Genomic DNA, 14485 nt, shown 5'->3' on the forward strand with positions numbered 1-14485 from the left:
CGGCTGCGATCTTCAAGCGATTTTGAGCGGTGCCTGCCGCTCTCAAAAGGCCACCTTCGGGTGGCTTTTTTCATGGCCGAGTGTATTTTTGTGTTCGGGGAAGAAGTATCGAATAACGGTACTTGATGGCTTAAAGGTGATCACCGGTAATCAAATTTGATGATTCCAAGAGGAGGCGACGAGATCATTTGCTCATCTTCAACACCACCCCGGAGTCATTCATGTCCTCGCGCCAAGCCCCTGTGCCTCACCCAGTCGCCTCTGTGGCGCGCGATTCCCGCGCCTGGCAGTTGCAGGTCTGGGCTTCGTTTGCGCTGGCCGTCTCCTTGTGCAGCATCGGCCTGGCCTGGTTGCCGGGCCAGGACCTGGACCGTGCCTTCATGGTGATGGGCTATGTGTTTTGTTTGACGGCCGTGTTGGTTCTGTCCAAGTCGGTGCGCGACCAACAGGCCACGGCGGCGGAATCCCCGATGTGGCGCCTGGTGGTCTGGGGTGGTTTTACCGTGGCCATGGGCCTCACAGGCTGGGGCCTGCTGCGCATGAACATCAGCGAAACCTACAAGGCTTACCTGGGGGTGAGCTGGCTCTATCTGGTGAGTTCGGCCTTCACGCTGGCCAAGACGCTGCGCGATGCCCACGAGGCCTCGCTGGCCCAGGCCCGAGCTGACGCCCGTGCCCAACTGCGCCGTGAAATGCAGCAAGGCCTGGCGCCCGATGCACAGTGAACCGTGAACGGATCTCGATGTCATGCCTGGAGCCACCATGAACTCTTCCTCTCTTTTCCAGCGGGTCCGGACTCGCCTGTGCCTGTGCGCACTGCTGGCGCTGGGCACCGGCACGGCTTGCGCCCAGAGCGAGGCTTCGGCGGCCTTGTCGCTGATGCCTCTGGCGTCTGTGGTGGCGGTGGCCGGCGGCGCCTCGGCGGCCGCGGCGCTGCCTGTGGCCTTGTCGGTCGGTGGCGCGGTGCTCACCGTGCAGGCCGTGCAGTCGACGGCGCACGGCACGCTGATGGTGCTGGAGCGGGCCTCGGATGGCGCCCAGGTCAGCCTTCAACTGACGGGCCGGGCGGGGGCTCGGGTGGCTGGCAGCGTGGGGACCGCCGTGGTGTGCAGCGTGATCGGCACCGGCGTCCTGCTGTCGGTGGCCGGTGAACTGTTGGCCTTCGTGCCGAATGCGCTGGGTCGTGCCCTGCTGCATGACGAGCGTGTGTTGTGAAGGGGGTGGTCATGCTGCTGCACCTGAAGATCGCCCGCTGCTGGATCGCCGCCAGCCTGGCCTGCATGATGAACATCGCGCCGGCCCAGGCCGGGCAGGACTGCCAGGACCGGGGCCCGACCGTCGCCACGGTCACCCAGGGCATGGCGCTGGCCGCCCGTGTGGCCCGAGCGCTCGACGCGAGTGGCGCCCGGGTGGTGGTTCTGGGGCGCGCCGGGCAGGACCTCAGTGCCTATGGCCTGCGCTATTCACACCTGGGTTGGGCCTATCAAAGTGCCGATGGTGCATGGCGTGTGCTGCACAAGCTCAACACCTGCGGCACGGCCCGTTCGTTGGTCATGCGCCAGGGGCTGGGCGAGTTCTTTCTGGATGGCTTGTGGCGCTACGAAGCTGTCTGGGCTGTGCCCAGCCCGCAGGTTCAGGCCGCCCTGCTGCCTGGGCTTCAGAACCCGCAGCGCACGGCCTGGCTGCACGAACCGGCCTACAGCCTGGTCAGCTATGCCTGGGGGCAGCGGTACCAGCAAAGCAACCAGTGGGCGATTGAATTTCTGGCCGCGGCCATGGCCCCCGAGGTGCATGACCGAGCCCAAGCCCAGGCCTGGCTGCGTTTGCAAGGTTATCAGCCCACGGTCTTGCGTCTGGGACCGTTGACCCGGCTGGGGGCACGGGTCTCGCGGGCCCAGGTGGCTTTCGATGACCATCCCCCCGATCAGCGCTTCAGCGACCGCATCGTGACCGTCACAGTGGACTCGGTGCTGGCCTGGCTGCCGCGTGCCGGCCTGGCGGGTGACCCGCAGCGGGAAACCCTGCCTTGAGGGCCAGCCTCGGACCTGTTGCTGCGATCAGAATTCAAGGTGTCAAAAGGGAGTTCCGTCATGTCTCAATCGCTTCGTCTTTCCGAAAAATGGTTTCGCCGTGGCCTGTGGGGGGTGGCGCTGGTCTTTGCCGGCTTTCTGACCGGCCTGGGCAGTGCCATCGTCGATGACCTGCCCAAGGTCGAACGGCACGTTCAGGTGGCTGATTTCATGGACCGCACGGCCACCACCCGGGCGCGCGACCAGCTAAAGCAGGCCCGTCAGGCGCGTGAGGACGCCGCCCAGGCCCTGGAGCAGGCGCGCCTGGCTCACTCGCGCGCCCAGGCCGACAACCAGGCCGCACGCGAAACCTTCAACAACTGGTTGTCCACGCGCCATGCCACAGCCCGACCCGAGCAAGACCCGCAACTGGTGCAGCGCACCCAGGAGCTCGACGGGCTCAAGCAGCGCGAGCGCGAGGCCTTGGCCGTGGTAGAGACGCAGCAGCAGGCCGAACTTGACGCTCGCCAGCACGAGAGCCAGGCCCAGCAGCAACTCAGCGAGCTGGAGCGGGATGCCCAGTCGGGCTGGCAGGCCGCCAGCCGGCAGCAGGAGCTGCGCGTGTTCCTTTACCGCCTGGCGCTCACCCTGCCTTTGCTGGTGTTGGCGGGCTGGTTGTTCGTGAAGCAGCGCCAAAGCAGCGCCTGGCCCTTTGTGTGGGGCTTCATCGGCTTCGCCTTGGTCGCGTTCTTTGTGGAACTGGTGCCCTACCTGCCCAGTTACGGCGGCTATGTGCGCTATGGCGTGGGCATCGTGGTGACGGTGCTGGTGGGGCGTTACGCCATCCTGGCGCTGAACCGTTACCTGGCCGCGCAGCAGGCGGCCGAGGCCGAACCCGATCAGCGACGACGCGATACCCTGGACTACGACCAGGCCTTGGGCCGCCTGGCCAAAAGCGTGTGCCCGGGCTGCGAGCGACCCGTCGATCTGAAGCTGCCGGGCCTGGACTTCTGCCCCCATTGCGGCATCGGCTTGCACGACCATTGCGGCCAGTGTCACACCCGCAAAAACGCCTGGGTGCGCTATTGCATCAGTTGTGGTGCGCCGGCACGGCCACCGCAGCCTTCGCCCTGAGATCGGCCTGCGGAGGGTGCCGATCCGATCCGGCTTTTGCTCAGGCCGCCAGGGTGCGATGCGCCACCGGGGTCTCGGGCACCGGGTAGCCCGCGGCACCAAAGGTGGCCACCACGGCCTTGTGGGTGTCGAAATACACCTGCCAGTAGTGGTCGGTGTGGGTGTAGGGGCGCACACAGAGCAAGGGGCCCTCAGGGGTGAACTGCAGGATCTCGACATCGGGGGCAGGGGTGGCTGCCACGTTGGGGATGCTGCTCACGGCGGCCTTCAGGCGGTTGATGGCGTCTTGCACGTCCACCCCGTTGGCCACTTTGGCCACGCAGTCCACCCGCCGCACCGGCAGCGTGCTGAAGTTCTGGATGGTGTCCGAGAACACCTTGTTGTTGCCCACGATCGTGACCACGTTGTCGGGGGTGACGATGGTGGTGCCGAACAAGCCCAGTTCGCGCACGGTGCCGGTCACGCCGCCCGCGCTGACGAAATCACCCACCTTGTAAGGTCGCAGCACCTGCAGGAACACGCCGGCCGCAAAGTGCGTCAGCAAGCCGCCCCAGGCGGTGCCGATGGCCAGGCCCGCGCCAGCCAGCAGGGCTGCAAACGAGGTGGTGCTGACGCCGAAGATGTCCAGGATGGCCATCACCAGCACGATGTTCAGCAACACCGTGAGGATGGATTTCAGGTACTCGGCGAGGGTTGCGTCCACTTTGCTGCCCCGGGCCAGCACCGTGCCCAGCAGGCGCACCACCAGGCCAATCAGCCAGCGGCCGACGATCCAGGCCGCGATGGCCCCCAGTACCTTGAGGCCAAAATCGGCCCCCTGTGTGTTCAAGAAATGCCAGATGGCTTCTGTGTTCATGTTGGCGAACCTCCTGCGCGCAGCTTACTTTTTGTAGCGTTTCTGGAGCGCGTCTGGCCTTCGCGAAAGTGCCTGAAACCGTCAAAAGTTGGCAGATAAGCAAGGATTGCTTGCACTTGAGCGACGAAGGCGCGGGTCTGGCACCGGTCTGGCCTCGGAGGCCACCGCGAATCATCCCTCGCGCACACGCAGGGGTTTTTCAGGGACCGGGTAGCCTGCGTCGACCATGGCGCCCAGCACCACACGATGGGTGTCGTAAAACACCTGCCAGTAATGGTCGGTGTGGGTGAAGGGGCGCACGTTCAACACCGGGCCTTCGGCGCTGAATTCGGCGATGCCGATCTCGGGCGGCGGTTCGGTGCAGACATGGGGCACGGTCGTCAGCGCGGTACGGATGCGGGCCATGGCCTCGTCCGCGTCGACGCCATGGGCCAGCTTGAGCTGGCAGTCCACCCGGCGTGCCGGCAGCGCACTGTAGTTGCGGATCACCTCGGAGAACACCTTGTTGTTGCCCACCAGGGTCAGCACCTGGTCGCTGCTGATCAACTGGGTGTTGAACAGTCCCAGTTCGCTCACCCGGCCGGTGATGCCGGCCAGGTTCACGTGGTCGCCGACCCGGTAGGGTCGCAGCACCTGCAGGAACAGGCCGGCGGCAAAGTGGCTCAGCAGGCCGCCCCAGGCTGCGCCGAGGGCCAGGCCGGCACCGGCCAGCAGCGCCGCCAGCGAGGTGGTGCTGATGCCGAAGATGTCGAGGATCAGCACCACCAGCAGGGCGTGCAGCAGACCTTTGCTGATGGAGGTCAGGTACTGGGCCAGGGTGGGGTCCATGTGGCCGCGCAGCAGGGCCAGTCGGATCACGCGCGTGAGCTGGCTGATCAGCCAGCGCCCGGTCACCCAGGTGGTGAGTGCGCCAAGGACCTTCAAGGCCAGCTCCAGGCCTTGGGTGGTCAGAAACTGCCAGACGACTTCGGGGTTCACGGGGCTCTCCTTCCAACTGCGGGCTGGGCAGCATAGGGAGCCTGGGCAGAAGGCTGGTTAGCGCATGACACGGGCGGTAAGCAATTGCTGCTGTGGCCCTGAGCGGGTTCAGACCCCGCGGGCGCGCTCGGTCTTGAAGCGGGCGCGGAAGGCCGTGAACTGGCCCTGGTCCAGCGATTCGCGCACCTCGCGCATCAGGTTCAGGTAGTAGTGCAGGTTGTGCACGGTGGTCAACATGGGGCCCAGCATCTCGCCGCAGCGATCCAGGTGGTGCAGGTAGGCGCGGCTGAAGCCCTCGCGTCCGCCGTCGGCCCAGCTCACGCCCGAGGTCCCGGCGCAGGCATAGCAGGTGCAGGTGGCATCCAGCGGCTGCGGGTCGCTCTTGTGGCGGGCATTGCGCAGCTTCAGGTCGCCATAGCGCGTGAAAATGGTGCCATTGCGTGCGTTGCGGGTCGGCATCACGCAGTCGAACATGTCCACGCCCTGGGCCACGCCCTCGACCAGGTCTTCCGGTGTGCCCACGCCCATCAGGTAGCGCGGCTTGTGGGCCGGCAGGCGGTGCGGGGTGTGGGCCATGATGCGCAGCATCTCGTCCTTGGGTTCGCCCACACTGACGCCGCCCACCGCATAGCCCGGAAAATCCATCTCGACCAGGGCCGCCAGCGACTCTTCGCGCAGGTTCTCGAACATGCCGCCCTGAACGATGCCGAACAGGGCGTTGGGGTTTTCCAGCCGGGCAAATTCGGTCTTGCAACGCTGGGCCCAGCGCAGTGACAGCTCCATTGAGCTGCGCGCTTCACGCTCGGTGGTCAGGTGGCCCTTGGTCTCGTAAGGCGTGCATTCATCGAACTGCATCACGATGTCGGAGTTCAGCACGGTCTGGATCTGCATGCTGATCTCAGGCGTGAGAAACAGCTTGTCGCCATTCACCGGGCTGGCGAACTTGACGCCTTCTTCGCTGATCTTGCGCATGGCCCCCAGGCTCCAGACCTGAAACCCACCCGAGTCGGTGAGGATGGGCTTGTTCCACTTCTCGAACTGGTGCAGGCCGCCAAAGCTTTGCATCACATCCAGGCCCGGACGCATCCACAGGTGAAAGGTGTTGCCCAGGATGATCTGTGCGCCCATGTCTTCGAGGCTGCGGGGCATCACGCCCTTGACCGTGCCATAGGTGCCCACGGGCATGAAGATGGGCGTTTGCACCACACCGTGGTTCAGCGTGAGCGTGCCCCGGCGCGCATGGCTGTCGGGGTCGGTGGCGAGGAGGTCGAAATTCAGCATGGCGGGGATTGTAGGAGGGGTGGGGCGCCAGGGGGCGCGCGGCGCCTGGCCTCAGGGGCAATTGCTGGGCAGCGCCAGGCGGGGGGCCGGCCCGTCGGGCAGGGGGCGATCGGGCGGCGGCAGCCGCACGCAATAGGTGCCCAGTGGGCCCTGCACCCGTGCCAGCCGGCCACCGTCGCCGCGATCGCTTTCCTGAAGGCTTGTCGTGCCCGGGGCTTCGCCAGGGCTTGGCGCTGCAAAACGATCCGGAAAGCGGCGCCCGTCGCCGTGCTGCTGTTGCCAGCGGCGCTCGCGTTGCAGGCTGTTGGCCAAGGCCTCCGGACTGAGCCGCAGGGCCTGGGGGCGGGTTTGAGGGGCCGACTCGGGCGCCGCCTGTGGGGGCTCGGCGCGCGTTGGCGCCAAGGCCGGCATGGAGAGCGCTTCGGTCCGCTCTGCCGCCGGCGCTGCGGACGTGATCGTTGCCGTGGTGGGCGGCCCATGCGCCGTCGTGCGGGTCGCCCGGCTTGATTTGTTCAAGGGGGCTGGTGGTGACGCCGCGGGTGCTTCGGCAATCCATCGAGCCTGCATCACGATGGGGGCGGCCTGTGGCAGCGCGGGGGCAGGGTCCGAGGGGCCCTGCCACGCCAGGAGCAGCAGCCCATGCAGCAAGACGGCCAGGCCGACGGCCCAGGCGGTCTGGCGCGATGGCCGGTGTTCAGTCGCTCGCGGCATCCGGCTCGGTGCGTTCCTCTGAGCCCGGCGACCAGGCCAGCAGATCACCCGGCTGGCAGGCCAGGTAGTCGCAGATGGCGGCCAGGGTGTCGAAGCGCACGCCCTTGACCTTGCCGCTTTTGAGCAGGGACAGGTTGGCCTCGGTGATGCCGATGTGGGCGGCCAGGTCGCGTGACTTCACCTTGCGACGCACCAGCATTTCGTCCAGTTTGACCAGGATGGGCATGGGCTGTACCCGTCTCAGACGAAGGCTTCGGTTTCGGCCTTGAGCCGCTGGCCCTCGGCCATGACCTGGGACAGCAGGCGCATCAGCAGCCCCAGGATCAGCAGGCTGATCTCGAAGGAGCCCAGTGAGACCGTCACGATGCCGCCGTGCTGCCCCGAGGCCAGCCACGACAGCAAGGCCGTGACCCCTGCGCCGTAAAGCACGCTGAGCACCGCCATGGCCATCAGGCCCTGGCCCAACTGCCTGAAGCCGCACACCACCTGAGCCGAGAACACCTGGCCCTCGATGAAGGCGGCGCAGATGCGGCGCAGGCTCAGAAGGCTGAGGGCCAGGGCCGCCAGCGGCAGGCACTCGAGGCCCAGCCCGGCCAACTGCCAGGGCCAGCTCAGGCTGGAGGGCGGCTTCAAGCCTGCCAACTGGGCCTGCAAAGGCAGCAAAAGGCTGTGCCAAGGGCTGTCGCCACCTTGACCCAGGCCGATCCAGCGGGCCACGGAAAACCCGAGTCCCAGCAGACCACAGGCCCAGGTCAGGCCGTTGAGCAGGCGCGAGAGGCGTTGGAAGGCCGGGGATTGGAGCGTGTTGTTCATGGGGTGTAGACAGGCATTAATTTCTGTAAAACAATAATATTTTGTTGATTTGCAGAAATTTAGTCAAACCATGAGAGGTGTGCTTATGTCTTTTGTGCGTCTTTGTGTGCCGCTTGGGCGGGCTTTTTCAGTGGCCTTGCTGGTGCTGGGGTTGGCCGGCTGCGGCAGCGTGCCCTTGGCCTCGTTGTGGAAGTTGCGGGCCTTGCAGCTGGAGGAACTGGACCCTGGCGCCGTGCGTGCGGCCCTGGTGGCGCCTGCGTCCTTGCGCCTGAGCCCGCTTTCCTTGACCCTGGACGTGACGGTGGCCCGCGAGCTGCCCCCCGTGAACGGGCAGGCCGCCTGGGAGACGCTGGAGGAGAAGCTGCCGCTCGAAGAGTTGCGGGGCGCGGCCGAACTCAGCCCCTTGGCGGGCGAGGTGGGCCCCGGGCTGCAGTTGCATGTCTGGCGCATCGCACCGGCCAGCCTGGCCCGCCTGCAGGCCTTGCGCAGCCAGGCCCTGGGCTGGAAAGGCAGTGAGGGCAAGCGCCGGCTCGGCCTGGGCCTGGCCTTTGAGGGCTGTCAGCCGCCGGGGGCGTCGCGCAGCCTGCGGGTGAGCACGCTGCTGCGCTTCCAGGCCCAGGGCGAGTACATCGCCGTGCTGCGCGATGCCGACCTGAGCACCCTGCTGCCGAAGGAGGAGCAGGCCCGGCGCTTCCCGAGCTGTGCCCCGTGATCAGTCGGGCTGGCGCTCCAGCAGCATCGCATCCCCATAGCTGAAGAAGCGGTACCGCTGGGCGATGGCGTGGCGGTACAGGGCCATGATGCGTTCGTAGCCGGCCAAGGCGCTGACCAGCATCATCAGCGTGCTCTTGGGCAGGTGGAAGTTGGTGATCAGCACATCGACCACCTTGAAGGCAAAGCCGGGCGTGATGAAGATCTGCGTGTCGCCCGAGGTCTGGCCCGACTGGGCCCAGGATTCGAGGGTGCGCACGGTGGTGGTGCCCACGGCGACCACGCGGCCGCCGCGCTGGCGGCAGCGCTCCAGGGCGGCCAGGGTCTCGAGCGGCACCTGGTACCACTCGCGGTGCATCTTGTGTTCGGCCAGGTTCTCGGTCTTCACGGGCTGGAAGGTGCCGGCGCCCACATGCAGGGTGACGCTGGCGCGCTCAATGCCGCGCGCGGCCAACCGGGCCAGCAGGGGCTCGTCAAAGTGCAGGGCGGCCGTCGGGGCGGCCACCGCACCGGGGTGGCGGGCGAACACGGTCTGGTAGCGCTGCTCGTCCTCGGCCGAGTCGCCGTGCTCGATGTAGGGCGGCAGGGGCACATGGCCGTGGGCGGCCATCAGGGCATGGGGCTCGCCGCTGAAGCGAAAGCGGAACAACGCGCCGTCCTCATCCGGCCAGCGGCCCAGCAAGGTGGCGCTGAAGCCGCCGACCATCTCCAGCGTGCTGCCCACGGGCGGCTTTTTGCTGACCTTCATGTGGGCCACCACCTCGTGGTCTTGCAGCACGCGCTCGACCAGCAATTCGACCTTGCCGCCGGTGGATTTCTCGCCGAACAGGCGGGCCTTGATCACCTGGGTGTCGTTGAACACCAGCAAGTCGCCCGCGCGCAGCAGATCAGGAAGTTCTTTGAAGATGCGGTCGATGGGCGAGGGGCCGGTGCCATCGAGCAGGCGGGAGGCGCTGCGCTCGGCAGCGGGGTGTTGGGCGATCAGTTCAGGTGGCAGCTCGAAGTCGAAATCAGCCAGGGTGAACGGACGGGATGCGGGATGAAGCGTCATGGTGCTTGAGGGCCTGACAGGCCCGTGCCAAGGTGGAAAAGGCGGAGATTTTCTCACGGGGTGGACGCACAGCTTGAAAGACTGGGTAAAAATACAGTCATGGCCCCCAAGCCCTCCGCCCCACTGCCGTCACCAGCCAAGCCTGCCAAGGCGGATCCAGCCGCTCCGGCCGGGCGTGAACTCTCGCCGCCGCAAAAAGCCCTGCTCAAGATGGGGCTGCGCCGTGACATCGACCTGGCCCTGCACCTGCCGCTGCGCTACGAGGACGAGACCCGCATCACCTTGCTGCGCAACGCCCGCGATGGCGACACGGTGCAGATCGAGGTCACGGTGGTGAAAAGCGAGATCACCATGCGCCCGCGCCGCCAGTTGGTGGTGACGGTGGAGGATGAGAGCGGCAGTTGCGAACTGCGGTTTTTCAGTTTCTACCCTTCGCACCAGAAGACGCTGGCGGCGGGTGCGCTGTTGCGCGTGCGGGGCGAGATCAAGGGCGGCTTCTGGGGGCGGCAGATGCTGCACCCTGCGTTCCGCCTGGCCGGGGGCGAACTGCCCACGGCGCTGACGCCGATCTACCCCACGGTGGCCCAGTTGCCGCAGCCCTACCTGCGCCGTGCCGTGCAGTCGGGTCTGATGCGCGCCGACCTCAGCGAGACCATCCCGCCCGAGGTGCTGCAGGGCATCGATTTTCTGCGCCTGTCGGATCTGCGTTCAGCCCTGTCCTTTCTGCACCACCCCACACCGGATGTGTCGCTGGCCGCGCTGGAGGACCACAGCCACCCGGCCTGGCAGCGCCTGAAGGCCGAAGAGTTGCTGGCGCAACAGCTGTCGCAGCTCGAATCCAAGCGCGAGCGGGCGCGTCTGCGCGCCCCGGCGCTGCAGCCCCGGCACCAGCGAGGTGTGCTGTCCTTGCACGAGCAGTTGCTGTCGGTGCTGCCTTTTGCGCTGACGGCCGCGCAGCGCCGGGTGTGTGAGGAAATCGCGCACGATCTGGCGCGTGGCGTGCCCATGCACCGGCTGCTGCAAGGTGACGTGGGCTCAGGCAAGACGGTGGTGGCGGCGCTGGCGGCCGCGATCTGCATCGACGCCGGCTGGCAATGCGCCTTGATGGCCCCGACCGAAATCTTGGCCGAGCAACACTTCGGCAAGCTGGTCGGCTGGCTCGAGCCCCTGCTGGCGCCCCTGGGCAAAAAGGTGGCCTGGCTGGCGGGCGCCCAGAAAAAGAAAGAGCGGGGCGCGGCCCTGGCCCTGGTCGAAAGCGGCGAGGCCGCCCTGGTGGTGGGCACGCACGCGGTGATCCAGGATCAGGTCAAGTTCAAGAACCTGGCCCTGGCCCTGATCGACGAGCAACACCGCTTCGGCGTGGCCCAGCGCCTGGCCCTGCGCAGCAAGCTCGATGACGGCAGCGGGCGTGAGCCGCACCTGTTGATGATGAGTGCGACACCCATCCCGCGCACCCTGGCCATGAGCTATTACGCCGATCTGGATGTGTCCACCATCGACGAACTGCCACCGGGGCGCACCCCCATCGTGACCAAGCTGGTTTCCGACAGCCGGCGCGATGAGGTGGTTGCCCGCATTGCCGATCAAATTGCTCAAGGGCGCCAGGTCTATTGGGTTTGCCCGTTGATCGAAGAGAGCGAGGCCCTGGACCTGAGCAACGCCACGGCCACCCATGCCGACCTCAGCGATGCCTTGCCCGGCGTGATGGTGGGGCTGCTGCACTCGCGCATGCCCACGGCCGAGAAGAAGGCGGTGATGGAACTCTTCACCAGCGGCCAGATGGGCGTGCTGGTCAGCACCACCGTGATCGAGGTGGGGGTGGATGTGCCCAATGCCTCGCTGATGGTGATTGAGCACGCCGAGCGCTTCGGCCTGAGCCAGCTGCACCAGTTGCGTGGCCGGGTGGGGCGCGGCGCGGCGGCATCGGCCTGTGTGTTGCTGTATGCCACCAACGAGAGCGGGCGCCTGGGCGAGACGGCCCGCGAGCGTCTGCGCGCGATGGCCGAGACCGCCGACGGCTTTGAGATTGCCCGGCGCGACCTGGAGATCCGGGGGCCGGGCGAGTTCCTGGGCGCGCGTCAATCGGGGGCGCCGCTGTTGCGTTTTGCCGATCTGGCCACCGACACGGTGCTGCTGGACTGGGCCCGGGAGGCCGCGCCGCTGATGCTGGACCGTTACCCTGAAAAGGCCCAGACGCACGTGAGCCGCTGGTTGGGAGGAAAATCGGAGTTCCTCAAAGCCTGAGGACTGGCCGGGCCCCTTCGGACCCGGCGTGCAGCGAAGACCTTCATGACCCTGACTGAACTCAAATACATCGTGGCCGTGGCGCGCGAAAAGCACTTTGGCAAAGCGGCCGAGGCCTGCTTTGTCTCGCAGCCCACCTTGTCGGTGGCGATCCGCAAGCTCGAAGACGAGCTGGAGGTGAAACTGTTCGAGCGCAGCGCCAACGAGGTCAGTGTCACCCCGCTGGGTGAAGAGATCGTGCGCCAGGCGCAGAGCGTGCTGGAGCAGGCCGCCGCGATCAAGGAAATCGCCAAGCGTGGCAAAGACCCTTTGGCCGGCGCCTTGAAGCTCGGGGTGATCTACACCATCGGCCCCTACCTGCTGCCCGATCTGGTGCGCCAAGCCATCTCGCGCACGCCTCAGATGCCCCTGATGCTGCAGGAGAACTTCACCGTCAAGTTGTTGGAGATGTTGCGCACCGGCGAGATCGACTGCGCCATCATGGCCGAGCCCTTTCCGGACACCGGCCTGGCGCTGGCGCCGCTGTACGACGAGCCCTTCATGGCCGCAGTGCCCAGCACCCATGCGCTGGCTGCGCGCAAGAGCATCACAGCCGAGGAGATGAAGAGCGAGACCATGCTGCTGCTGGGCAACGGCCATTGCTTCCGTGACCATGTGCTGGAGGTGTGCCCCGAGTTCGCCCGTTTTTCAAGCAATGCGGAGGGCATCCGCAAGAGCTTCGAGGGCTCCTCGCTGGAAACCATCAAACACATGGTGGCCGCCGGCATGGGCGTGACCCTGGTGCCTCGCCTGAGCGTGCCCAAGGACGCCCTGGCCCCGCGCACGCGCCGGCGCAAGAGTGACGACGAGGCCCACGTGGTGTACCTGCCCTTTGAAGGCGATGTCCCCTACCGCCGCGTGGTGCTGGCCTGGCGCCGCAGCTTCACCCGTTACGAGGCGATTGCCGCCTTGCGCAACTCGATCTACGCCTGCGAGTTGCCCGGCGTCAAACGCCTGTCGTGATGCCTTGAGCGTTCGTCCTACGTGTACGACCTTCTGGCGCCGTTACATTGAATCCTCTGATTACAAATGGCTTGCCGTCCATCCCCCTGAGCATGGCGGTCCAAGCCCTTGTGGATGGTTTGTTTTTCAACACTGAAGGAGTGACCCCATGGCCAAAGCCCCCCGCAGCACCCCCAAGTCGGTGCCCGCGATCAACATCGGCATCAGTGACAAGGACCGAGCCGCCATTGCGAAGGGCCTGTCGCGCCTGCTGGCCGACACCTACACCCTGTACCTGACCACGCACAACTTCCATTGGAACGTGACCGGGCCGATGTTCAACACCCTGCACACCATGTTCATGGTGCAGTACACCGAACTGTGGAATGCGGTGGACCCGATTGCCGAGCGCATCCGCTCGCTGGGCCATGTGGCGCCAGGCTCGTACGCTGATTTTGGCAAGCTGGCCACCGTGCCCGACGCCCCGGGCACCCCGCCCAAGGCGCTGGAGATGGTGCGCATCCTGGTCACCGGCCACGAAGCAGTGGCGCGCACGGCGCGCGAGCTGTTCCCCTTGGCCGACAAGGCCAGCGATGAACCTACGTCCGACCTGCTGACCCAGCGCCTGACGGTGCATGAGCAGACCGCCTGGATGCTGCGCTCGCTGCTCGAAGAGTGATTTCGCGGTTCTGAACGGTTCCGGGTGGATCCGGCCCGGGGCGGCTTGCTGCGAAAATCGCCACCGCCCTTCTTTGACCGAGTCCGCCCGCGATGACCGCCTCCGCCCCCCCTTCTTCTCCCAAACCGAGTCCCGCTTCGTCTTCGAGCCGACTGGCGCTTTACCTCAGCCTGATCCGCTGGGACAGGCCGGCCGGCTGGCTGTTGCTGCTGTGGCCCACGCTGAGTGCGCTGTGGGTGGCCAAGGGCGGCTTCCCGGGCTGGCACCTGCTGCTGGTGTTCACGCTGGGCACCATCTTGATGCGCAGTGCCGGGTGCTGTGTGAACGACGTGGCCGACCGCGGCTTTGACCGCCATGTGAAGCGCACGGCCAACCGGCCTGTCACCTCGGGGGCCGTCTCGGTGCGCGAGGCCCTGGTGGTAGGGGCCGTGTTGGCCTTGGTGGCCTTTGGCTTGGTGCTGACCACCAACGGGCCCACCATCCTGTGGTCTTTCGGTGCTTTGGCGGTCACCTTGTTCTACCCGTTTGCCAAACGCCTGGTGTCCATGCCGCAGGCCGTTCTGGGGGTGGCCTTCAGTTTTGGCATTCCGATGGCCTTCACGGCACAGGATGTGCCTTTGTCGCCACTGGTGGGCTGGTTGGTGCTCAGCAACCTGCTGTGGGTGCTGGCTTATGACACTGAATACGCCATGGTGGACCGCGACGATGACTTGAAGATCGGCATGAAGACTTCGGCCATCACGCTGGGCCGGTGGGATGTGCTGGCCGTCACCGCCTTTTATGTGCTGAGCCTGCTGATTTGGGGGCTGGTGTTGCAAGGGCGCGTGCCGGCGGTCTTTTTGGGTGGGGGGCTGCTGGTGGCCCTGGCCCAGGTTGGCTGGCATGTGGGCCTGATCCGGCACCGAAGCCGGGACGGCTGCTTCAAGGCCTTTCGCGCCAACCACTGGTTGGGCGCGACCTTGTTTGCCAGCCTGTTGCTGGCCGGCTGGCTGGCCTGAATGAAAAGGCCCGCTCGGGGCGGGCCTGTTCGATGCAGA

The 14485-nt window shown here is 66.3% G+C and carries 16 protein-coding genes; 9 read left to right on the forward strand and 7 right to left on the reverse strand.

The window, feature by feature from the left end:
* The first annotated feature begins 221 nt into the window (after positions 1-221).
* From AC07PT_RS18795 to AC07PT_RS18810, 4 genes are read left to right on the forward strand one after another with little or no spacing between them, the layout of a single operon-like run.
* Positions 222-725: a YiaA/YiaB family inner membrane protein gene (locus tag AC07PT_RS18795; RefSeq protein WP_494657702.1), complete on the forward strand. Its 504-nt coding sequence runs from the start codon at positions 222-224 to the stop codon at positions 723-725.
* Between the two features lie 37 nt (positions 726-762).
* Positions 763-1215 carry a hypothetical protein gene (locus tag AC07PT_RS18800; RefSeq protein ID WP_492349316.1) on the forward strand — a complete coding sequence of 151 codons (453 nt, stop codon included), beginning with the start codon at positions 763-765 and terminating at the stop codon, positions 1213-1215.
* Positions 1216-1226: 11 nt separating this feature from the next.
* Positions 1227-2030 (forward strand): DUF2145 domain-containing protein, encoded by an 804-nt coding sequence (locus AC07PT_RS18805; protein WP_492349315.1) that lies wholly within the window; start codon positions 1227-1229, stop codon positions 2028-2030.
* Between the two features lie 60 nt (positions 2031-2090).
* A complete protein-coding gene (locus AC07PT_RS18810) occupies positions 2091-3143 on the forward strand; it encodes a serine endopeptidase (RefSeq protein ID WP_494657703.1) in 1053 nt (350 codons plus the stop codon).
* Positions 3144-3183: 40 nt separating this feature from the next.
* On the opposite strand, the gene AC07PT_RS18815 is transcribed toward AC07PT_RS18810, so the two are convergent.
* From AC07PT_RS18815 to AC07PT_RS18840, 6 genes are all read right to left on the reverse strand, one after another.
* The gene (locus tag AC07PT_RS18815; protein WP_492349313.1) at positions 3184-3999 is read right to left on the reverse strand and encodes a mechanosensitive ion channel family protein; all 816 of its coding nucleotides are present in this window, start codon (positions 3997-3999) and stop codon (positions 3184-3186) included.
* A gap of 171 nt (positions 4000-4170) precedes the next feature.
* Positions 4171-4977 carry a mechanosensitive ion channel family protein gene (locus AC07PT_RS18820; RefSeq protein ID WP_492349312.1) on the reverse strand — a complete coding sequence of 269 codons (807 nt, stop codon included), beginning with the start codon at positions 4975-4977 and terminating at the stop codon, positions 4171-4173.
* Positions 4978-5085: 108 nt separating this feature from the next.
* Complete coding sequence (gene tgt, locus AC07PT_RS18825; RefSeq protein WP_492349311.1) at positions 5086-6258, reverse strand: tRNA guanosine(34) transglycosylase Tgt; 1173 nt, start codon at positions 6256-6258, stop codon at positions 5086-5088.
* Positions 6259-6309: 51 nt separating this feature from the next.
* Positions 6310-6969 (reverse strand): hypothetical protein, encoded by a 660-nt coding sequence (locus AC07PT_RS18830; protein WP_494657704.1) that lies wholly within the window; start codon positions 6967-6969, stop codon positions 6310-6312.
* On the reverse strand, positions 6953-7195 hold the full coding sequence (locus tag AC07PT_RS18835) for a helix-turn-helix domain-containing protein (protein WP_494657705.1): 243 nt from the start codon (positions 7193-7195) through the stop codon (positions 6953-6955). The genes AC07PT_RS18830 and AC07PT_RS18835 overlap by 17 nt, the downstream gene beginning before the upstream one ends.
* Before the next feature lie 14 nt (positions 7196-7209).
* On the reverse strand, positions 7210-7782 hold the full coding sequence (locus tag AC07PT_RS18840) for a DUF2975 domain-containing protein (protein WP_494657706.1): 573 nt from the start codon (positions 7780-7782) through the stop codon (positions 7210-7212).
* A gap of 85 nt (positions 7783-7867) precedes the next feature.
* Between AC07PT_RS18840 and AC07PT_RS18845 the strand changes: the two genes are divergently transcribed.
* Positions 7868-8494: a hypothetical protein gene (locus tag AC07PT_RS18845; RefSeq protein ID WP_494657707.1), complete on the forward strand. Its 627-nt coding sequence runs from the start codon at positions 7868-7870 to the stop codon at positions 8492-8494.
* Here the strand turns inward: AC07PT_RS18845 and queA are convergent, their stop codons facing one another.
* Entirely contained in the window at positions 8495-9544 is a 1050-nt protein-coding gene (gene queA, locus AC07PT_RS18850) for a tRNA preQ1(34) S-adenosylmethionine ribosyltransferase-isomerase QueA (RefSeq protein WP_494657708.1), read from the reverse strand.
* Positions 9545-9643: 99 nt separating this feature from the next.
* On the opposite strand from queA, the gene recG reads away from it, so the two are divergent.
* The 4 genes from recG (at position 9644) to ubiA (ending at position 14446) form a co-directional block, all read left to right on the forward strand.
* On the forward strand, positions 9644-11788 hold the full coding sequence (gene recG, locus AC07PT_RS18855) for an ATP-dependent DNA helicase RecG (RefSeq protein WP_494657709.1): 2145 nt from the start codon (positions 9644-9646) through the stop codon (positions 11786-11788).
* Between the two features lie 45 nt (positions 11789-11833).
* On the forward strand, positions 11834-12790 hold the full coding sequence (locus AC07PT_RS18860; RefSeq protein WP_492349304.1) for a LysR substrate-binding domain-containing protein: 957 nt from the start codon (positions 11834-11836) through the stop codon (positions 12788-12790).
* Positions 12791-12938: 148 nt separating this feature from the next.
* Positions 12939-13448 carry a Dps family protein gene (locus tag AC07PT_RS18865; protein ID WP_492349303.1) on the forward strand — a complete coding sequence of 170 codons (510 nt, stop codon included), beginning with the start codon at positions 12939-12941 and terminating at the stop codon, positions 13446-13448.
* 92 nt (positions 13449-13540) lie between these two features.
* Positions 13541-14446 (forward strand): 4-hydroxybenzoate octaprenyltransferase, encoded by a 906-nt coding sequence (gene ubiA, locus AC07PT_RS18870; RefSeq protein WP_494657710.1) that lies wholly within the window; start codon positions 13541-13543, stop codon positions 14444-14446.
* Positions 14447-14485 lie beyond the last annotated feature (39 nt).

It is taken from the genome of Curvibacter sp. GW821-FHT09D12 (genome assembly GCF_059416245.1).

Bases quoted from the DNA above. Each gene is read 5' to 3' on its own strand.
- AC07PT_RS18795 (WP_494657702.1), top strand. From the start codon at position 222: ATGTCCTCGCGCCAAGCCCCTGTGCCTCACCCAGTCGCCTCTGTGGCG.
- AC07PT_RS18800 (WP_492349316.1), top strand. From the start codon at position 763: ATGAACTCTTCCTCTCTTTTCCAGCGGGTCCGGACTCGCCTGTGCCTG.
- AC07PT_RS18805 (WP_492349315.1), top strand. From the start codon at position 1,227: ATGCTGCTGCACCTGAAGATCGCCCGCTGCTGGATCGCCGCCAGCCTG.
- AC07PT_RS18810 (WP_494657703.1), top strand. From the start codon at position 2,091: ATGTCTCAATCGCTTCGTCTTTCCGAAAAATGGTTTCGCCGTGGCCTG.
- AC07PT_RS18815 (WP_492349313.1), bottom strand. From the start codon at position 3,999: ATGAACACAGAAGCCATCTGGCATTTCTTGAACACACAGGGGGCCGAT.
- tgt (WP_492349311.1), bottom strand. From the start codon at position 6,258: ATGCTGAATTTCGACCTCCTCGCCACCGACCCCGACAGCCATGCGCGC.
- AC07PT_RS18830 (WP_494657704.1), bottom strand. From the start codon at position 6,969: ATGCCGCGAGCGACTGAACACCGGCCATCGCGCCAGACCGCCTGGGCC.
- AC07PT_RS18835 (WP_494657705.1), bottom strand. From the start codon at position 7,195: ATGCCCATCCTGGTCAAACTGGACGAAATGCTGGTGCGTCGCAAGGTG.
- AC07PT_RS18840 (WP_494657706.1), bottom strand. From the start codon at position 7,782: ATGAACAACACGCTCCAATCCCCGGCCTTCCAACGCCTCTCGCGCCTG.
- AC07PT_RS18845 (WP_494657707.1), top strand. From the start codon at position 7,868: ATGTCTTTTGTGCGTCTTTGTGTGCCGCTTGGGCGGGCTTTTTCAGTG.
- queA (WP_494657708.1), bottom strand. From the start codon at position 9,544: ATGACGCTTCATCCCGCATCCCGTCCGTTCACCCTGGCTGATTTCGAC.
- recG (WP_494657709.1), top strand. From the start codon at position 9,644: ATGGCCCCCAAGCCCTCCGCCCCACTGCCGTCACCAGCCAAGCCTGCC.
- AC07PT_RS18860 (WP_492349304.1), top strand. From the start codon at position 11,834: ATGACCCTGACTGAACTCAAATACATCGTGGCCGTGGCGCGCGAAAAG.
- AC07PT_RS18865 (WP_492349303.1), top strand. From the start codon at position 12,939: ATGGCCAAAGCCCCCCGCAGCACCCCCAAGTCGGTGCCCGCGATCAAC.
- ubiA (WP_494657710.1), top strand. From the start codon at position 13,541: ATGACCGCCTCCGCCCCCCCTTCTTCTCCCAAACCGAGTCCCGCTTCG.